At 69.8% G+C, this 19,117-nt stretch carries 20 protein-coding genes; 7 read left to right on the top strand and 13 right to left on the bottom strand.

From position 1 onward, the window contains the following. Nucleotides 1-49 precede the first annotated feature (49 nt). The gene (locus tag NV348_RS22865; RefSeq protein WP_447148730.1) at nt 50-1,546 is read right to left on the bottom strand and encodes a flavin-containing monooxygenase; all 1,497 of its coding nucleotides are present in this window, start codon (nt 1,544-1,546) and stop codon (nt 50-52) included. 36 nt (nt 1,547-1,582) lie between these two features. Here NV348_RS22865 and NV348_RS22860 point away from each other — a divergent pair, with 36 nt between their 5' ends. From NV348_RS22860 to NV348_RS22850, 3 genes are read left to right on the top strand one after another with little or no spacing between them, the layout of a single operon-like run. Then, nucleotides 1,583-2,164, top strand: a complete 582-nt coding sequence (locus NV348_RS22860) for a YdcF family protein (protein ID WP_447148729.1) — start codon at nt 1,583-1,585, stop codon at nt 2,162-2,164. Between the two features lie 56 nt (nt 2,165-2,220). Next, on the top strand, nt 2,221-3,825 hold the full coding sequence (locus tag NV348_RS22855; RefSeq protein ID WP_447148728.1) for a GMC oxidoreductase: 1,605 nt from the start codon (nt 2,221-2,223) through the stop codon (nt 3,823-3,825). Between the two features lie 30 nt (nt 3,826-3,855). After that, entirely contained in the window at nt 3,856-4,578 is a 723-nt protein-coding gene (locus NV348_RS22850) for a VIT1/CCC1 transporter family protein (protein WP_447148727.1), read from the top strand. Nucleotides 4,579-4,584: 6 nt separating this feature from the next. Here the strand turns inward: NV348_RS22850 and NV348_RS22845 are convergent, their stop codons facing one another. From NV348_RS22845 to NV348_RS22800, 10 genes are all read right to left on the bottom strand, one after another. Beyond that, nucleotides 4,585-5,304: a hypothetical protein gene (locus NV348_RS22845; RefSeq protein WP_447148726.1), complete on the bottom strand. Its 720-nt coding sequence runs from the start codon at nt 5,302-5,304 to the stop codon at nt 4,585-4,587. A 136-nt stretch (nt 5,305-5,440) separates the two neighbouring features. Beyond that, entirely contained in the window at nt 5,441-6,400 is a 960-nt protein-coding gene (locus tag NV348_RS22840; RefSeq protein ID WP_447148725.1) for an MlaD family protein, read from the bottom strand. Then, on the bottom strand, nt 6,397-7,446 hold the full coding sequence (locus NV348_RS22835) for an MlaD family protein (RefSeq protein WP_447148724.1): 1,050 nt from the start codon (nt 7,444-7,446) through the stop codon (nt 6,397-6,399). The genes NV348_RS22840 and NV348_RS22835 overlap by 4 nt, the downstream gene beginning before the upstream one ends. After that, on the bottom strand, nt 7,443-8,531 hold the full coding sequence (locus NV348_RS22830; RefSeq protein ID WP_447148723.1) for an MlaD family protein: 1,089 nt from the start codon (nt 8,529-8,531) through the stop codon (nt 7,443-7,445). Before NV348_RS22830 ends, NV348_RS22835 begins: the two co-directional genes overlap by 4 nt. Then, complete coding sequence (locus tag NV348_RS22825) at nt 8,531-9,538, bottom strand: MlaD family protein (protein ID WP_447148722.1); 1,008 nt, start codon at nt 9,536-9,538, stop codon at nt 8,531-8,533. Before NV348_RS22825 ends, NV348_RS22830 begins: the two co-directional genes overlap by 1 nt. Next, nucleotides 9,526-10,530: an MlaD family protein gene (locus NV348_RS22820; protein ID WP_447151124.1), complete on the bottom strand. Its 1,005-nt coding sequence runs from the start codon at nt 10,528-10,530 to the stop codon at nt 9,526-9,528. The genes NV348_RS22825 and NV348_RS22820 overlap by 13 nt, the downstream gene beginning before the upstream one ends. Beyond that, nucleotides 10,530-11,561, bottom strand: coding sequence for an MlaD family protein (locus NV348_RS22815; RefSeq protein ID WP_447148721.1), 1,032 nt, complete (start codon nt 11,559-11,561; stop codon nt 10,530-10,532). The genes NV348_RS22820 and NV348_RS22815 overlap by 1 nt, the downstream gene beginning before the upstream one ends. A 4-nt stretch (nt 11,562-11,565) precedes the next feature. Beyond that, the gene (locus NV348_RS22810) at nt 11,566-12,432 is read right to left on the bottom strand and encodes an MlaE family ABC transporter permease (protein ID WP_447148720.1); all 867 of its coding nucleotides are present in this window, start codon (nt 12,430-12,432) and stop codon (nt 11,566-11,568) included. Continuing rightward, complete coding sequence (locus tag NV348_RS22805; protein WP_447148719.1) at nt 12,432-13,277, bottom strand: MlaE family ABC transporter permease; 846 nt, start codon at nt 13,275-13,277, stop codon at nt 12,432-12,434. The genes NV348_RS22810 and NV348_RS22805 overlap by 1 nt, the downstream gene beginning before the upstream one ends. 198 nt (nt 13,278-13,475) lie before the next feature. After that, on the bottom strand, nt 13,476-14,567 hold the full coding sequence (locus NV348_RS22800) for a calcium:cation antiporter (RefSeq protein WP_447148718.1): 1,092 nt from the start codon (nt 14,565-14,567) through the stop codon (nt 13,476-13,478). Nucleotides 14,568-14,671: 104 nt separating this feature from the next. Between NV348_RS22800 and NV348_RS22795 the strand changes: the two genes are divergently transcribed. After that, a complete protein-coding gene (locus tag NV348_RS22795; RefSeq protein ID WP_447148717.1) occupies nt 14,672-15,325 on the top strand; it encodes a phosphate signaling complex PhoU family protein in 654 nt (217 codons plus the stop codon). A gap of 2 nt (nt 15,326-15,327) precedes the next feature. Here the strand turns inward: NV348_RS22795 and NV348_RS22790 are convergent, their stop codons facing one another. Next, nucleotides 15,328-16,161, bottom strand: a complete 834-nt coding sequence (locus NV348_RS22790) for an RNA polymerase sigma factor (RefSeq protein WP_447148716.1) — start codon at nt 16,159-16,161, stop codon at nt 15,328-15,330. A 17-nt stretch (nt 16,162-16,178) separates the two neighbouring features. Continuing rightward, entirely contained in the window at nt 16,179-17,057 is an 879-nt protein-coding gene (locus NV348_RS22785) for a haloalkane dehalogenase (protein ID WP_447151123.1), read from the bottom strand. Between the two features lie 246 nt (nt 17,058-17,303). On the opposite strand from NV348_RS22785, the gene NV348_RS22780 reads away from it, so the two are divergent. Genes NV348_RS22780 through NV348_RS22770 form a run of 3 tightly spaced genes read left to right on the top strand, consistent with a single transcriptional unit; the run spans nt 17,304 to nt 19,112 of the window. Continuing rightward, complete coding sequence (locus NV348_RS22780) at nt 17,304-18,089, top strand: HNH endonuclease family protein (protein WP_447148715.1); 786 nt, start codon at nt 17,304-17,306, stop codon at nt 18,087-18,089. 35 nt (nt 18,090-18,124) lie between these two features. Further along, nucleotides 18,125-18,349: a hypothetical protein gene (locus NV348_RS22775; protein WP_447148714.1), complete on the top strand. Its 225-nt coding sequence runs from the start codon at nt 18,125-18,127 to the stop codon at nt 18,347-18,349. Nucleotides 18,350-18,374: 25 nt separating this feature from the next. Then, complete coding sequence (locus tag NV348_RS22770) at nt 18,375-19,112, top strand: phosphatase PAP2 family protein (protein ID WP_447148713.1); 738 nt, start codon at nt 18,375-18,377, stop codon at nt 19,110-19,112. The last annotated feature ends 5 nt before the right edge of the window (nt 19,113-19,117 follow it).

Here is a 19,117-nt window from a genome sequence, read left to right as displayed (position 1 = left end):
TGCCACCACGGCACACGCCAACGGTAGGAACCAGACGGGGCCGCGCGCCTCACCCGTTGTGGGTGAACTCGCCTACCCGCCTGACCGGACGCAGCGTCTTGCCGAGGTCGGTGCGCAGGGTGATCAGCGCGTCGAGCAGGTAGTTCTGCCTGACCCGCCACGGATGGCGGTCGCCCTGGCGGGGAAACGCGGCGATCGAGCGCAGGATGTAGCCGGCGTTCAGGTCGAGCAGCGGGCGCTCGGTGAGCGCGCTCTTCGGCTCGGGGACGACCGCGGGCACCCCGGTCCGGTCCAGGTGCGCGAGCACCTTGCAGACCAGGCGCGAGGTGAGATCGGCGCGCAGCGTCCACGAGGCGTTGGTGTAGCCGACGCAGATCGCGAAGTTGGGCAGGCCGGTCAGCATCGCCCCCTGCCAGACGAACTGGTCCGCCAGCGGAACCGGCTTGCCGTCCACCGAGGGCGCGATCCCGCCGAAGGCGAGCAGCCGCAGGCCGGTGGCGGTGACGATGATGTCGGCGGGCAGGACCTTGCCCGACTCGAGCTGGATGCCCTCGGAGACGAACCGGTCGATCCGGTCGGTGACGACAGCGGCCTTGCCCTTCTTCATCGCCTTGAAGAAGTCGGCGTCGGGGGCGGCGCAGAGGCGCTGATCCCACGGGTCGTAGTCGGGGGTGAAGTGCTCGGCGACCAGCTTGTCGTCTTTGAGGATGCGGGTGGTGAGGTCGGTGAGCAGCTTGCGCGCGGCGGCGGGGCGGCGACGGCAGTACTGGTAGAAACCGATGTTGAACAGGATGTTCTTGGTCCGGATCAGCCGGTGCGCGAGGCCGGCGGGCAGCACATCGCGGATCTTGTCGGCCTGCTTGTCGCGGCCGGGCACGGCGCTGATCCAGGTGGGGGTGCGCTGCAGCATGGTGACGTGCTCGGCCTCGTCGGCCAGCGAGGGCACCAGGGTGACCGCGGTCGCGCCGCTGCCGATGACGACGATCCGCTTGTCGCGCACGTCCAGGTCGGTAGGCCAGAACTGCGGGTGCACGATGGTGCCGTCGAAGTCGGCGCGGCCGGCGAAGTCGGGGGCGTGCGGCTGTTGGTAGTCGTAGTAGCCGGCGCAGGTGTAGAGGAAACCACAGGTCAGGGTGCTCAGCTCGGGGCCTTCGGGGCCCTCGTGGGCGATGGTGAGCCGCCAGCGCGCCTGCGCCGAGGACCAGTCGGCGCCGATCACCCGGGAACCGAAGCGGATGCGCCGGTCGATGCCGTTCTCCTGCGCGGTCTCGCGGATGTAGTCCAGGATCGAGGCGCCGTCGGCGATGGAGCGCGCCGCGCGCCAGGGCTTGAACGGGTAGCCGAGGGTGAACATGTCCGAGTCGGAGCGGATGCCCGGGTAGCGGAACAGGTCCCAGGTGCCGCCGAGATCGGCGCGGGCCTCGAGAACGGCGTAGCTGCGGTGCGGATGTTCGGTTTGCAGCCGGTACGCGGCCCCGATGCCGGACAGTCCGGCGCCGACGATGACGACGTCGAGGTGTTCGGGGGCAACGGCGGAGTCGGTCATGGGGTCCAGTGTGCACCCTTCGCTATCCTCGATGCAGTGTCGATCTTTCGACGTGCGGGATGGTGGCTCGTCGGCGCACTGGTCATCGTGCTGGGAGCGGCCTTCGCCGGGTGGCCTGTGTTCGTCAACCCGCAACTGGACCCGCTGCGCCGCGCCGATGTGATCGTCGTCCTGGGCGGTACCCCCTACGAACACTTCGACCTCGGCATCGAGCTCGCCGAGCGGGGCTACGCCCCCGAGGTGCTGATCTCGCAGTCCACCGGGCCCGACGATCCGATGATGGACAGGTACTGCGGCGGCCGATTCGCCGTCCGGGTCTCGTGTTTCGTGCCGGACCCGTGGACCACCGACGGTGAGACGCGCGAAATCGTCCGGCGGGCAAAGATTTACGGCTGGCATCACGTCATCGTGGTGACGTTCACGCCGCATGTCTCCCGCGCCCGCTACATCGTCGGCCGGTGTTTCGACGGCGAGATCACCATGGTCGCCAGTCCCACCGACTCCGGACTGGAATTCTGGGCCGGGATGTACATGCGCCAATCCGCCGAGTACATCCGGGCTTTCGTGAACCAGCATTGTGAGACCTCCGGAAATTCGGCGTCCCGGCTTCTAGAGTGACACCAAGCGCGGCCGGGTGCCGGGCCGCGCGGGTGGCACGGGCGAGAGGACCGCCGATGCTTGTCGAGGACCTGCGCACCGTCGGAGACGACGCGCTGCGCACCCAGATCTGCGTCATCGGCTCGGGCCCGGCCGGGCTGACCGTCGCCACCGAACTGGCCTCGGCGGGTCTGCACGTGCTGGTCCTGGAAAGCGGTGACCACGAAATCGGGCCCACCGAACCGGAATTCGCCGCCATCGACAGTGTCGGCGCGCCCCGCCTGCCGCTCGACCGGATCGCGGGCAGCCGGGTTCTCGGCGGCAGCTCGCGGGTCTGGGCCGGACGCTGCGGCATGCTGGACGACCTCGACTTCGCCACCCGCCCGTGGGTCCGCCGCTCGGGCTGGCCGATCGAGGCGACCGCCCTGCGCCCCTACGCCGAACGTGCCGCCGCGCACGCCGGACTCGGGCACGGCACCGGGTTCACCGACGCCGAGTTCTGGCCGCTGGCCGGTCGTCCGGCGCCGACCACCCAGCTCGACACCGCGTCCCTGCGTCCCTATTTCTGGCAGATCAGCCGGGACCCGGTGAACCGGTTCGAACCCAAACGCTGGGGTCCGGCGGTCCGCGACATGGTCGCCCCCACCGCGCGGGTGCTGGTGAACGCCACCGTCACCCACCTCGACACCGATGCCACCGGCGCGCACGTGAATTCGGTCGAGGTGACCGGCGCGGGCGGACGGCGCCGCACCGTCGAGGCGCGGATCTTCGTGCTCGCGGCGGGCGGAATCGATACGCCGCGACTGCTGCTGGCCTCACGGCGCACCGTCGCCGGCGGCATCGGGAACCGGTACGACCAGGTGGGGCGGTATCTGATCGACCATCGCAGTGGCGTGGTCGGCACCCTGTCCCCCGCTGCCGCGGGCGCGGCGCTGGCCCGGTTCGGCAAGTACGTGGTGCGGGGGCCGCGGGGCAAGCACACCTATCTGCACGGCCTGGCCCTGTCGCCCGAGGTCCAGCGCGGGGAATCGCTGCTCAACTGTGCGCTGTGGTTGCAGGAGGTCACCGCGCCGGACGATCCGTGGGACGCGGTGAAGCGGGTGCTCAGCGGGCGCGGCGGATGGCGGGACGGGCGGATCATGCTGTCCGACACCCGGCTGCTGCTGGCCGGTGCCCGGCGCAGGCTGATCGACGGGGTCGGGTTGCCGCATCGGCTGACCGGTGTCGAGGTGTGGGCGATGGTCGAGCAGGCACCCGACCCGGACAGCCGGGTGCGGTTGTCCCAGCGCACCGATCCGGTGGGAATGCCGCTGCCCCGGGTCGATTGGCGGATCGACGCGCGCGAGGACGCGACCGTGCGGCGGGCGACGGCGCTGCTGGTCGCCGAGTTCGCGCGGCTCGGGCTGCCCGCGCCGCAGATCGTGCCCGCGGCCCGGCCCGGCAGTGCCGATCCGCTGGCGCTGGCCGACCGGGCGCACCCGAGCGGCACCACCAGGATGTCGGCCGATCCCCGGCACGGGGTGGTCGACCGGCACTGCCGGGTGCACGGCGTGGACAACCTCTACATCGCGGGCAGCTCGGTCTTCCCGACCAACGGGCACGTCAATCCGACGCTGACCGTGCTCGCGCTGGCCGTGCGCCTGGCCGACACCCTGCGCGAGGTCCTGCGCGCCCAGCGCTGACCCGGCCGCGTACCGGACTAGGCTGACCGGGTGCAGTACTCATCACCGACCGCCCATCCGCACGAACCCCACGGGGAAGGGTTCGCCTCCCGGTTGAACTGGCTGCGTGCCGGCGTGCTCGGCGCGAACGACGGCATCGTGTCCACCGCGGGTCTGGTGGTCGGCGTCGCCGCGACGACCAACAACGCCCACACGATCCTCACCGCGGGCGTGGCCGGTCTGGTCGCGGGCGCGATCTCGATGGCGGCGGGCGAGTACGTGTCGGTCAGCACCCAGCGGGATTCGGAGAAGGCGCTGCTGGCCAAGGAGCGCAGGGAACTGGCCGAGGACCCCGCGGCGGAACTGGACGAGCTGACCGGGATCTACGAGGCCAAGGGGCTGAGCCCGGCGACCGCGCGCACGGTGGCCGAGGAGCTCACCGCCCACGACGCGTTCACCGCGCACGCCGAGGCCGAACTCAAGCTCGACCCCACCGAGCTCACCAATCCGTGGACCGCCGCGGGCTCCTCCGCGGTCGCGTTCACCTGCGGCGCCTTGCTGCCGCTGCTGGCGATCGTGCTCCCGCCCGCGTCGTGGCGGGTACCGGTGACCTTCGCGGCGGTGCTCGTCGCCTTGGCCATCACCGGGTCGGTGAGCGCGCAACTCGGCGGCAGCAATCGGGGTAGGGCGGTGCTGCGCGTGGTGGTCGGCGGCGCGCTGGCCATGGCCGTCACCTACGCGATCGGGACGCTCACCGACACGCTGGGTGGGTGAGGCCGGTCAGCGGGTCGGCCCGAGGTCGAGCCTGCGGGTGACACGGTCGACGACGTCGGGCGGCATGCCGGGTTCGCGGCGTTTCGCGCCAGGTGAACGGCTCGTCGGTGTAGCGCCGGTCACGGCAGGACGGCCGCGGCGGGCGGAATGAAGATCGGCGGCAGCGGGAACGGCAGCTGGATGACCGGCGGCGGTGGGGGCGGCGGCGGGGGCGCGGGTTCCGGCACCGGGATCGGCTCGGGTTCGGGCGGGGGCGCGTAGACCGGCGGCTCGTCTACCGGCGGCGGCTCGTACGCGGGCGGCGGCGCCTGGACAGGTGCTGAGCTCGGGCGGCGGCGGTTCCACGGGTGGCGGGGGCGGCGGTGCGGGCGCGGCGGGCACCGCGGCGTCGGGGGTCGTCATCGTGCACTGCCACTCGCCGCCGGCCTCGACCCGCCAGTGGGCGACGATGCCGCCCGCCGAGCAGTTCCCGCCGACCCGCCGGGCGGGCCACGGTGGGGCGAACGCGACCTCCTGGCCCGATACCTCATCGCCTACCGGCAGACCGTTGGAATCCGACCCCATCGGATTGACCGTCGACGGATCGTTCTCGTCACTCTGGTTCGCGCGCAGCACCAACCCGAGTGCGACGACCAGCGCGAGCAGGGCGGCGAGCACCGCCGCGATCGCGATCACCCGAGTACTGCCACCGGTCCCCTGGTCGGGATCCTCGCCGCTGTCTGCCATGGATCGCACCGCCTTCGCCCACTGGACTCGGACTGCCTCGTCCAGCAGGCTACCGCACAGTTGCTCGAACGTGACCCGGCTCGGGCGAACAACCACTGGCCAGGGCGTATACCTATATTCAGTGGTTGCCGGATGTTTACCTGATCGCGACCCGCACCTTCACGGCATCGGCGTCGGTGTTGTGCAGCGCCTGGGCGATGAGCGTGCTGAGGTCGATCTGCGGACCCGTCGCGGTGAGCGATTCGGTCAGCGGACGCAGGCCGGGCGGCAGCGCCGAGAGCTCGGGGCCGAGCTCGTTCAGCTCGGCGGTGAGCTGCTGGAGGAACGGCACCAGGCCGCCGTCACGCAGATACATCTCCGGGTCGCCGCCCGCCGCGCTGACCCGGCCGACCGACTCGACGAACTCGTCGATGACCTGGCTCAGCCGCACGAAGGCGGGCGCCGCGGCCGAGGTCGCCGGTCCGGCCCAGCCGATGTCGCCGGAGACGAACTCGAAGTTGTTCTGCAGCTCGGCGATCGCGGGCGCCCGGCTCATGATGGCCGCGGCGAGCAGGTCGCCCGCCCTGGCAAGCTCCGGGATGACGTTCTCGGTGCCGGTCATCGCCTGGCCGAGGGTGTCGACGAGCGACCCGACGACCGCCGGGTCGAGCTGCTCGACGGTCTTGGTGACCAGCCGCGCGACCTCGGGGATCGACATCGGCGTCCGCACGTTCTCCCCGGACAGCCGCTGGCCGTCGGTCAGATACGGCCCGTCGGCGCTGCGCGGCACGAACTGCACGTACGGCTCACCCAGCGAGGACAGGTGCTCGATGGTGACGATGCTGCTCATCGGCACCTTGTTCGCGGCACCGAACTCGAAGCCGACCCGCACGCCACCGGCGGCGGCGGTGTCCACCGCGGTGACCTTGCCGATCTCGATGCCGGTCAGCAGGATCGGCGAGCCGACGCTGAGACCACCCGAGTTCGCCAGCTCGATCGAGGCCTCGGTGTAGTCGGCGAACGGGTCGACCCGCACCACCCCGAAGGTCAGGTAGCTCGCGCCGAGCACGGTGATGGCGGCGATGCCACCCAGCGACGCCAGTGCACCGATCTTCATCGCACCATTCCGATCATCCGCAGCGCGGTCACGATCTGCTCCACCTGGTCCTGCTCGGAGACCCGCACGCCGGTGACGTTCACCTTCGGGCCGCGCTCGGCGAACGGGATCACCTTGTCGCGCAACAGCGCGGTCAGCAGCGCCATGTTCGTCGACGAGCGCAGATCGGCAGAGCCGCCGGTGGCCAGCGGCAGGAAGGCGGTCGCCGCCGCGTCGCCCGCATTCGCGATCGGGGCCAGCCAGGTCAGCGAGGAGCCGACCGGGCCCAGCGCCAGGAAGATGGCCATGGTCTTCGCGATCGAGTCCTGGGTGCCCGAGAGTGCGCGCACGGCTTCGGGACTCAGGATGTGGGTGAGCTCGGCCTCGATGCCGACCATGATCTCGGCATTGGCGGCCAGGCCGTCGACCAGCAGGTCGACCTGGTCCAGGTGCGCGGCCAGATCGGCGGCGTCGGCGCCCATGACCGCCGAGATGCGCGCGGTCTCCTTGGGATCGGCCGGCATCACCGAGTTCACCCGGCCGATCATCTCCTGCAGCTGGCCGATCGCGCCGCCCTGCACGAACAGCGCCATGGTGGCCATCGTGTCTTCCAGCTGCACGGGCGGTTTCGTGCGTTCGATCGGGATGGTGCCGCCGTCGCGCAGCAGCGCGCCGAAGCCGTCCTTCGGGGTGGTCAGCGCGACGTGGATGTCGCCGAGGATGGTGTCCTGGCGCAGTTCGGCGATGGTGGTCGTCGGCAGCTGCACGGAGTCGAGGATGTCGGCCTCGACGACGACGTAACCGCCACGACCGGCGGGCGCGTCGGCGGGCTGGATCACCCGCACGGTGTCGACGGTGCCGATCTCGGCGCCGTTGGCGATCACCTTCGACTTCGCCGGCAGGTTCAGCGCGCTGCTGAACTCGATCTGCACGCGATAGGTCGGGCCCGCGACGGTCGAGCCGGGCACCGGCACCTCGGCCGGGTCGAAGCCACAGCCGCCGATCGCGAGGCCGGCCGCGACCACCAGCGCGATCATGCCGCGCCGCAGCGTCTTTCGCGGGTTCATCGGGCACCTGCCATTCCCAGCACGACCTGCACGAGGTTCACATCGGTCAGCCCCTGCGCCGGATCGGCGCACTGCCCGGGGAGCAGCGCGTTCACCGCGGCGCACACCTGGTCGGCCTCGCCGCCGGGCAGCGCCACCTTCGGCGCGGCGTAGGTGATCGCGGTGCCGCCCGCGGCGCTCTGGAACGCCGAGGTCAGCGCGGGCATCTTCAGCACCACCTCACGCAGCGATCCGACGTTGGCGCGCAACAACTTCACCAGCGGGACTGCACCGTCGAGCGCGCCGATCAGCGGGTCGCCGAGGATGGTGGTGAGGTCGTTGAGCATCGGCAGCAGCTCGCGCAGGCCGTCGAACAGCGAGGTCGCCGGGCCGAGCAGGTCGTCGGAGGCCTGGTTGAGCAGCGGCGCCAGCCGGACCAGCATCGACTGCAGGTCACCCCAGTTGGCGGCGACCCGGTTCGACACCGAGGCGAACGCGTCGAACAGTCCGGCCAGGTGGCCGATATCGGCGTCGGGCTTGTTCATCGCCGAGCCGAGCTTGTGCACCAGTTCGTTGACCGTCGGGCCGACACCCTCGGTCGCGCGGTCCAGCGAGGACAACCCGTCCACGAGCGCGCTCGGCTGCCCGGCCTCGACGCCGGAGAGCTCTTCGGACAGGCTCGCCAGCGCGGTCAGCGTCTCGGTGATGGACTTGGGCGTCAGCGTCTTGGTGATGCAGCCGCCGGTGAACTGCCTGGTGTCCTTGCCGCTGGTGAGCACGGCCAGATTGCGGTCGGCGGCAACGGAATACGCGACCGTGGTCGCGGAAGCGTCGGCGTAGACCGGATAGTCGGCGTCGACCTCGAACTCGACACGCACCTCGGCGCCCTCGTTGCGCACCGCGGTCACCTCGCCGACATCGATGCCGCGCATCGTGACGTGATTGCCCGGGTAGAGCCCGATCGCGTCGGGCATGAGCGCGCAATAGGATTCGGTCTTCTTCAGCGGATCGAAGGTGACGAAGTAGCCGGCGATCACCAGTACCGCCAGCACGCCGACACCGGCGATCGACATGAACGCCTGGGATCCGAGCAGTCGTTTCAGCATCAGCACGCCTTCCCCGGCAGCGGCACGCAGACGCGCGCGCCGGACTGGTCGACCACGACGCCCGCGTCCGGGGTCACCAGCTGCGACAGCTTGGTCTGCAGATCGTGCACGGTCCCCAGGACCGGTTCGAACCCACCTTCGAGTTGCCGCAGGCGCGGCAGCGCGTCGGCCAGCGCCTGGGCCTGCGGCTTCAGCGTGGAATCCCAGCTGGGCGTGAGACCGGCGAGCCGGTTCACCACCGAGACCAGCAGCCGGACCGCCTCGGCCAGTTCCGCTTTCTTGCTCAGCAGTACGTCCTCGAGCAGGTTCACGTTGTCCATCAGCCTGCCCAGATCGGACTTGGCGCCGTCGTACATGGAGATGTACTCGTCGAGGATCGCGATCGATGTCGACACCTGCGAGCGCTGCCGGTCGAGCATGTCGACGTACTTGCCGACGGTGTCGAGGGTGGAGCGCAGCGCCTCCGGGGAGGCCGCGATCGCGGTGTTCGCGGCGGCCAGGTTCTTGCGCACGGTGTCGCCGTCGACGGCGGCCAGCGGCGTGGTGGCGTCCTGGAAGGTCTCGATCAGGCTGTAGGGCAGGCGGATTCGATCGGCGGGGATCGGCGCCTCGCCCAGCGGGCGCGAACCGGCCGGGTAGAGCGCGACGTAGTGGCCACCGACGACGGTCAACATGCGGACGTCGAGGGAGGTCTGGTCGCCGACGAAGACGTCGGAGTCGACGGTGAACTCCATCAGCACCTTGTCCGGCTTCAGCTCGAGCGAGACGACGCTGCCGACCGAGATGCCGGCCAGGCGCACATCATCGCCCTCGCGCACCGACTGTGCCTCGCTCAGCTCGGCGGTGTAGGTGTGCTTGCCCAGCGGCACCACGTAGACCACCGCGGCGCCGACGATGAACAGCACCACCAGGCTCAGGCCGATGATGCCCATCCGCAGTTCGCGGGCGCGCTTGCCCGCCTCGTCCAGGATCGGACGATCACCGGAGAAGAATGTCAGGCGTTGCATACCGTCACCTTCTGTCCGGCGATCAGCACCTGCAGCGGTGCGGGCACCGGGGCGGCGCCGTTGCTGCAGTGCGGCGTGAAGTCGGCGAAATCGCGCGAGAGCGACGCGTCGACCGTGGCCAGCAGTCCGGGCAGCCGCCCGAAGACCGCGACTGCCTCCCGTGGGTCGGGGAACAAGCCGCGGATCATCGCGTCGACCTCGGCGCTGCCGCCTTCGACCAGGCCGAGCGAGGCCAGCAGCCGGTCGACCGGGGCCAGCACCGACGGCGCGGTCATCGCGAACTGCGCGACGCCACCGATATTGCGCTGCATCGCCTCGAAGATGTCGGTGAGCCGGGCGAGTAGCGGCAGCAGGTAGCCGACGCGGCCGCCGTGCCGGTCACCCAGCGTCGACAGGTTGCGGATCAGGGTGTCGATGACCTGCTGGCGGTCCTCGGCGTAGCTCGCGAGCTCGTCGATCGCGGCCAGCGCGGGGCCGAGGCCGCTGCCGTCACCCTCGATGACGGCGAGCATGCTCGCGGTGAACTGGTTGATCGCCTCCGGCGACAGCGTCGCCAGCACCGGCTTCAGACCGCTGAACAGGCTGGTCACGTCGAACGACGGGACGGTCATGTTCGCGCCGATCCGGGCGTCGGCGGCGATCCGCTTGCCTGGGTCGGGGGCCTGCTGCAGGTCGATGTAGCGCTGGCCGGTCAGGTTCTGATAGCGGATGGCCAGCTTGCTGTTGTCGTAGATCGGGGTGTCGGTCTTGACGGTCAGGTGGACCTTGGCCTTGTCGCCCTCGAGGCTGATCTTCTCGATCTTGCCGACCTGCACGCCGAACATCCGCACGTCGTTGCCGACCTTGAGTCCGTTGGCATCGGTGAACAGCGCGTCGTGGGCCTCGGTGTCACCGGCGACCGGGCGCTTGATCAGGGTGAACACGAGTCCGAGCACGGCCAGCATGACCAGCGAGAACACGCCGAGTCGCAGTGCGACACCACGAATCTTCATCACGCACCGGCCTTTCCGAACAGCGGCACCGCGATCGCGGGCACGCCGCTGAGCTCGACGTCGAGGTTGAGCACCGGACCGTTCGGGCCGTCGGGCATGGCACCGCGCAGGTTGGTCAGCAGGGCTTGCAGGTCGGCGCCGGTCCGGCGCGGATTCGGCGACATCTGGGCCAGCGCGAACAGCATCGGCGCGAGCATGTCGGTGGTCTCGGCGAAGTGGCCGCCCGCGGTGGTCAGCGTGGTGGTCAGGGCGGGCAGGATGCTGCCGCCGATCACGCCGACGCCGATGTCGTAGCGGTCCTTGTCGACCTGGGTCACCTTGATGTCGCTGAGCTTGTCGATCACCTCCATGGTGGCGCCGGCGAACTGGCCGCCGCCGTCGAAGGCGGGACCGAGCTTGCCGAACAGCTCCGAGGGCGACACGTCCTGGTTGTCGGCGATGGTCTTCGCCAGCGTGATCAGCGCCTGGACCAGCGGTGTGAAGGCCTTGAAGTCGGCGGCCAGCTGGGAGATGACCGTGGCCATCTGCGGGCTGGTCACCGTCATGCCGACCTGCGAGAGGCTGCGCAGGATCGCGCTCATCGTCGCGTCGTAGACCCGGCCGGAGTTGGCCCCGGTCAGGTCGAGCACCGCGCCCGCGCGGAGCGGCGCACCGCCGGTGCCGCGGCGCAGTTCCAGTTCGGCGATGCCGAACAGGTTGGTCGGGGCGTAGTCGACGGCGAGGCTGTCGTCGATGCCGTGCAGCCGGTCGGCGTCGAGCAGCAGCGAGATCTGCTGGGTGCCGCGCGCACCGGGGGTCACCTCGGCGACCTCGCCGACGGTGACGCCGTCGATGCGGACCTGGCTGCCCGCGCTGATGCCGTCACCGAGGTGTTCGGTGTGCAGCGCGATCCGCAGGCCCTCTTCGGTCTGCAGATTGCGATAGGCGACCGTGGCGAGCACGACCGCGGCGATGATGCCGAGGATGATCGCGCCGGTCAGCCGCGCGGTGCGCCGATCGGCCGCGACGCCGGGCATTCCGTAGTTAGGCACTAGCTCACCCCGTGAAACTGATCGCCGAGTTGAAGCCCCACAGCATGATCGAGAGCACCATGTCGATGGCGACGATGGCCACCGAGCTGGCGCGCACCGCGCGGCCGGAGGCGATGCCGACGCCCTCGGGGCCGCCGGTGGCGAAGAACCCGAAGTAGCTGTGCACCAGGATCACCACCGTGCCGAACACGGCGACCTTGATGACGGCGGCGATCATGTCGAACCCGGAGATGAACTGGAAGAAGTAGTGGTCGTAGACGCCGGCCGACTGCCCGTAGACCATCGTGAGCAGCCCGCGGCAGGCGCCGTAGGACAGGATCAGCGCGATCAGGAAGGTCGGCACGATGGCGATCGCGCCCGCGATGACGCGGGTGGTCACCACGAACGGGACCGAGCGCAGGCCCAGCGCCTCGATCGCGTCGATCTCCTCGGAGATGCGCATCGAGCCGATCTCGGCGGTGATCCGGCACCCCGCCTGCGCGGCGAAGCCGATGGCGGCCGCGATCGGCGCGAGCTCACGGGTGGTGGCGTAGGCCGAGATCACGCCGGTCACCGGGCCCATGCCGAGCATGTCGAGCGAGGCGAAGGATTCGACGCCGACCGAGGCGCCCATCACCAGGCCGAGCACGATCATCATCGGGACGGTGCCGCCGCCGACGATGATCGACCCGCGGCCCCAGGTCATGTCGGTGACCGCGCGCAGCGTCTCGTCGCGATAGCGGCGCAGCGTCAGCGGCACCGAGGACAGCACCTGCCAGACGAACACCGCGACGAAGCCCAGCGATTCGCCCGCCGAGCCGATCCGCTTGCCGAGCCGGGCCGGCTTGCGCAGCCAGTGCAGCGAGGTAGGAATATAGGAGGAGGCAGCCATCACGCCAACTTCGTCGGCAGGAACATGGCGCTGATCTGGGTGGCCAGCAGGTTCACGATCGCGATCGAGACCACCGAGAGCACCACCGCCGCGTTCACCGCGTCGGCGACACCGCGCGGACCGCCCTTGGCCTCAAGGCCCCGCTGGCAGGAGATGACGACGACCAGGAAGCCGAAGATCAGCGCCTTGAGCAGCGACACCCACACGTCACCGGCGGTGGCGAAGGAGCCGAAGGTCGACCAGTAGCTGCCCGGGGTCACGCCCTGGCCGCCGACGGCGACCGCGTACCCGGCGAGCACGCCGACGAAGATGATCAGCACGTTGAGCATCGGCGCGACGATGAGCATCGCCATCATGCGCGGGATGACGAGCCGATGCACCGGGCTGATGCCCATGGTGTTGAGCGCGTCGATCTCCTCGCGGATGGTGCGCGCGCCGAGGTCGGCGGCGATCGCGGCAGCGCCTGCGCCGCCGAGCAGGAAGCCGGTGGCGATGGGCGCGCCCTGCTTGATGACGCCCAGACCGCCGGTCGCGCCGAGCATGGAGTCGGCGCCGAGGCTGTGGATCAGGTTGCCGACCTGGATCGAGACGATCACGCCGAACGGGATCGCCATCAGGATGGCGGGGATCGCGGTGACCGTGATCAGCCGCCAGGCCTGGACGAGGGTCTCGCGCCACTGGAAATGTCCGCGGGCGATATCGGCGACGGTGCCGGTGACCGACTCCTGCGCGAGGTCGACCGCGCGCCCGAAGGTCCGCAACGACGACACGACCGTGTCGGTGAAGTTCTCGCGGACGATCTGGGTGGCGGAATCCGGCTTCGCGGAATGCAGATCGGTGGACATCAGCGATGCCCCCGGCCCGCTCGCGAAGCGCGGAGCATGGTGATTTTCATACCGCACTCTCTGGCTTCGGCGTCGGTGCCAACTCCAGCAAGCTAGCCGGTACTCTGCGTCACAACAAAATTTCAGGGTGGTGACCCTCGTCGCTTTTTCGCGGTTTCAATGACAGATCACCACCCTGTGTGATCCGCAACACTTCAGCTACGGGCTTGCGGCCAGGAACACAAAAGCGGCGAACAACGCCAGGTGAACGCCACTGTGCAACAGGGTCGCGCGGCCGGGGACGATGGTCAGCGTGCTCACCACGACGGTCAGCGCGAGCAGCACCATTTGCGTGGCGCCCAGGCCGAGCACCAGTGGTCCGCTCAGCCAGATCGTCGCCAGGGCGATCACCGGAATGGTGAGGCCGATGCTGGCCATGGCCGAGCCGAGCGCGAGATTCAGGCCGATCTGCACCTGGTTGCGGCGCGCGGAGTTGACCGCGGCCAGCGTCTCCGGCAGCAGCACCAGCATCGCGATCACCACGCCGACCGCCGACTGCGGCAGCCCGGCCGAGGCCACGCCCGCTTCCAGCGCGGGCGAGACCACCTTGGCCAGCCCCACCACGCAGACCAGCGCGAGCACCAGCAGACCCAGGCTGATCAGCGCCGCCCGGTTGGACGGCGCATGGTCGTTGGCAGCGCTGTCGTCGACCGCGCCACTGTCTTCCACCGGGAGGAAGTCGTCGGGGTGGCGCACCGTCTGGACCATCACGAACAGCAGATACAGCGCCAGCGAGGCGACCGCGGCGAAGGCCAGCTGCGCGGGCGAGAACTCCGGGCCCGGCTTACTGGTGGTGAAGGTCGGCAGCACCAGACTCAGCGTCGCCAGCGTCGCGACGGTGGCCAGCGCGGCGCCGGTGCCCTCGGGATTGAACACCGCGACCCGCCTACGCAGCGCGCCGACGAGCAGCACCAGGCCGAAGATGCCGTTACAGGTGATCATCACCGCGGCGAAAACGGTATCGCGGGCCAGCGAGGCCGCCTTGTCGCCACCGGAGATCATCATCGTCACGATCAGCGCCACCTCGATCACGGTGACGGCCACCGCCAGCACGAGTGAGCCGAACGGTTCACCGACCCGATGCGCGACCACTTCCGCGTGATGGACCGCGGCCAGTACCGCGCCGACCAGCGCGGCGCCGACCACCGCCACCACGAGTCCCGGCACGTCCCGCCCCCAGGTGACGGTGAGTACGAGCGCGGCGAGAATCGGGACTGAGAGGGTCCATCTAGTCGTCAACGCGGCAATCATGGCCTCCATCGTTCCAGCCACGCGCGAGTGCGCCGGGATCCGCGGCGGCGAAAGATCCGCCGATGGATTCCCCGGGACCGCCTCGATGGGGAACAATTCAGCCCGTGCGGACCCAGTTCACCCTCGAGCTCGTTGCTCTGTCCAACGATCTCACCCTGATGTCGCGCTTGGCCCATGATGCGACCGAGCGGGTCACCGAGGCGCTCGCCGGCGCCGACCTGGCCGCCGCCTACGAGGTCTTCGCGCTCGACGAGCAGCTCCAGCAGATGTTCGCCGCCTGCGAGAGCCGCACCATGGCCCTGCTCGCGCTCCAGGCGCCGGTCGCCCGCGACCTACGCCACGTGGTGACCGCGATCCAGATCGCCGGGGAACTCTCACGAATCGGCAGGCGTACCGAGACCGCCGGTCAGTACGTGTACCGCGCGCATCCGCGGGCCGTGGCCCCGGAGCCGGTCATCGCCGAGCTGGTCCCGATGGGCCTGCTGGCCGCGGAATGTGTTGCGCGGGTGAGCGCGTCGGTCGCGACCGGCCGTTTCACCGAGGACGACGGCGCCGCCGCCACCATGGAGACGCGCTGCGTGCAGCTGCGCACCGTGCTGACCACGGCCGAGGCCGGCGTCGGCACCGGCGCGGCGATCGATCTGGCCTTGCTGGGCAGCCAGTTCCAGCGCTGCGTCGACCACACCGCCCGCATCGCCCGGCTGATCCGCTTCCTCGACACCGGGATTCCGCCCGAGACCGGCACCCTGCCCGACTGAGCTCAGTCGAGCAGCGGAAACCGCCCCGAGCCGAGCAACCCGGTGATCGCCGCGATCTTCTCCTGCGGCGCCGCGTAATCCGGATGCGCCGTCAGCACCGCGGCCGCCTCCCGTAGGTCGCTCAGCTGTGCCGCCGCCTCGGCGACCGTGCGACCCCCCTGCTGCACAGCGTGTTTCGCATAGGCCGGACGCCCAGGATCGATGCGCCCGAGTGCACTCGCGCGGGTCACCCGCCGTGCGCACCGGCACGGCGCCGCCGGATTCGCCAGCCCGCACGCCGCGCGCAGGAAGGCGCCGAGCCGCTGTTTGGCCCGCTCCCAGCGCTTCTGGTACGCGGCCGGGGTGATGTCGAGAACCCAGGCGGCCTCGGCCACCGAGAGCCCGAACACCTCACCGAGGACGAAGGCGATCCGCTCGTCCCGGCCCAGGCATTGCAGCACCGCCTGGGTGCAGCTGAGCCGGACCTCCTCGGCGAGCAGGGTGGCTTCGGGACCGCGGTAGTCCTCGGTGGCCAGCCCGTCGAGCAGGTTCGCGCCGAACTCGTCGAGGCCGACGTGCTCCCGCTCGAGCGCCGAACGCCGGTGCTGTGAGATCAGATAGTTCGCCCCGACCCGATACGCCCAGGTGCGCAGGGCGGCCTCGCTACGCCAGGTGGACAGCCGGGTGACCACCCGGATCAGGATCTCCTGCACCGCGTCCTCGGCGTCGGCCGGGCGGCCGGTCATCCGCAGGGCCAAGCGGTACAGGGGATCCTGCAGGTGCGCGATCACCTCGGTCAGCGCCGCCCGGTCGCCCTCGACGGCACGGGCGACCAGCGCGGCCTCGTCGGTCTCCATGACGACATTGTCGCCGCTCACGCGAGTAGCCCGTGCCGGTCCAGCCAGCCCGCAACGGATTTCGCGATCGCCACCGGCTGATCCTCCGGCGCGTGGTGCGAGCCCCGGCCCACCGGCTCCACATCGAGGTCGGCGAAGGTGGCAGCCGCCCACGCGATCACCTCGGCACTGCCGAGCCCGACGGCGGGCTCCACCGTCATCAGCAGCTTGGGTACCCCCGCGCTCGCCGCCATCCACGCGCCGTAGGCGTTCACCCTGGCCACGACGTCGGCGGGCTCGCCGTCGAGCGGGAATTCCCTGGCCCAGGCCAGCATCGGCGCGCGCGAGGCCGGGGTGGGATAGGGGGCGCGGTAGGCGTCGAGATCGGCCTCGGTGAGCGCGGGGACCAGTGTCGGCAGGTTGTACTCGATGAATTTGTTCTCCGCGAGCACCGCCTGTTCGCCCGCCGGCGAACGGAACAGCCGGAACATCTCGGCGGATCGAGCGGGCAGCTCCGACCAGCGCAGCGGGCGCAGGAAGGTCTCGATCACCGCGATCCCGGCGACCCGGCCGGGGTGCCTGGCGGCGAAATCCATGGCCAGCGTGCCGCCCCAGTCGTGGCCGACCAGGATCGGATCGGTCAGGTCGAGCGCGTCGAACCAGGCGTCGAGGTAGCGGGCGTGATCGTCGAGGCGGTAGGCGATCTCGGGTTTGCCGGAGGCACCCATCCCGATGAGGTCGGGGGCCAGGCAGCGGGCGTGCTCGCGCACTACCGGCAGCACGTCGCGCCACAGATAGGAGCTGGTGGGGTTGCCGTGCAGGAAGACGACGGGTCGGGTGTCGGCACCCGCGTCGCTGTAGGAGATGAACGAGTCGATGACGTCGACGGTCGGCATGGCCGGTTCCTTTCGCTGAATGATCCTTCCCCCGGTTGGACGCGCGAAACCGGCCGCCGCCGACAGGGAATGGACGTGACGTGCATCACTCCTGGTTTATCGCGCTCCGCCGCAGGTCACCACCTGCTATAGACGAACGCTATTGAGCCGCAATTCCTTTGCGGTGCCGTGTGCCGAACGTCATAGACGACAATCAGATACGACACCCGGTGCGGCCGTTAGGTTGTGCCGGTTCATTTTCGACGAAGGCATGTGGGTGGTACGGGCATGAAATGGTCATCGATCAGCGGCTCTCCTCTGGGCCGAGCCCTGCTCGCCCTCGCTGCGGCGGTGGTGATCGGCGTCGTGCTGACCGTCGCCAACTCGATGCTGGACAAGGTGAATCCCACCGCGCCGGGGCCGGGTCCGGCGAGCGCGGCGACGGTGTCGGGCAAGGAGATCGGCGATCTGCTCGGCAAACTCGTTGTCGCCAAGGAAGGCCCGATGACGGGCTACACCAGGGAGAAGTTCCCGCACTGGGACACCAACAAGCCCGAACACGGCTTCGCCGGCGATCTCGCCCAGTACGCCAAGTGCACCAGCCGCGACGTGATGATGCTGCGCGACGCGACCGGCAAAGTCACCCTCGACCCGAAGACCTGCGAGCTGACGATCCCCGCGGGCGCGGGCTGGCAGGACCACTACGGCTTCGTGGACAAGAAGACCGGTGAGCTCGGGCCCTACAAGTTCATCACCGATCCGTCGAAGGTCGACGCCGAGCACATCGTGGCGCTGGCCGAGGCGTGGCGTTCCGGCGCCGCCGACCGCGACGAGGACACCCGCCGCCGCATCGCCAACGACTCGATGAACCTGGTCGCCGCCGATCCCTCGGCCAACCGTTCCAAGGGTGATCAGGACCCGGCGAACTACCTGCCGCCCGGCAATTTCCGGTGTGCCTATGTCGAGCATTACGTCAAGGTCAAGATAAAGTACGCCCTGACCGTTGATACCGCCGAGCACACCGCGTTGCGCACCGCAGTCGACGACTGCCTCCGCCGAGGAGAGTTCAAATAAGCGAGACGATCGAGATCACCGCCGAGAGCGCCGTCATGACCGAAGAGGAAGGGACGGTGTCCGGCGAGCTCGACGTCATGCTCGACGACGCGGGCAAGGGCCTCGTCCGCTACCGCGGTACCGATACCTGGTACACCATCGGCAACATCGACTGCGAACCTCCACGTGTGTGGGACACCGTCGCCGACCTGGTGAAGGCGATCAAGAAGGTCGCGGGCACCCGCGACGTCGCGGGAAACGCGGTCGTCTTCGAAGCCTGAGGCCGATGCTGGCAATCTGGTAGCTATGCCGATCGCCTCGCGCCGACCCCCGCCCGACGACCTCGCGTGGTCGGTCCTGGGCCGACGGCCACCGCTGGCCGCCGCCCTGCTCGCGACCGCCGCCGTCCTGCTCATCGTGCTCACCTGGCAGGTGAACAACGACGCGGGCATCATCCGGATCGATCCACGGGTGCTGGACTGGATGATCGCGCACCGCGGCGAACCGCTCACCGCGATCGCCCGGGTAGTCACCGATCTGGGCGACACGAAGTCGATGACTCTGCTCGCGACGGTCACGGTCGCCTGGTTCGCCTGGCAACGGAATTGGGCGACCGCCGCGCTGGTGGCCGTCACCTCGGCGGGCGCAGGGTTGCTGGTGGTGGTGATCAAACATCTCGTGGGCAGGCACCGGCCGCCGGAGGTCATCCGGCTCGTCGCCGAACCGAGCCTGTCGTACCCGTCCGGACACACCCTGGGCTCGACGGTCGTGGTCGGCATCGTCGCGATCACGGTGATCCCCGGGCTGCGCAGGCGCTGGGTCCGGCGGGTGGCGACGGTGTTCGCGGTGCTGTTCCCGATCGCGGTCGGGCTGTCGCGGATCTATCTGGGCGTGCACTGGTTCACCGATGTGCTGGCGGGCTGGCTCTTCGGCCTGTCCTGGCTGGTGCTGTGCGTCACCGTGTTCTGCCAGCTCCACCGCTCCCCCACCGATCAGCCCACCGCGACCACCAGCGTGCCGAACGCCGCGCCCGGGCGCAGGTAGTCGCG

This window comes from Nocardia fodinahabitans, from assembly GCF_052983615.1.
This window is presented reverse-complemented; position numbering and strand designations above follow the sequence as displayed.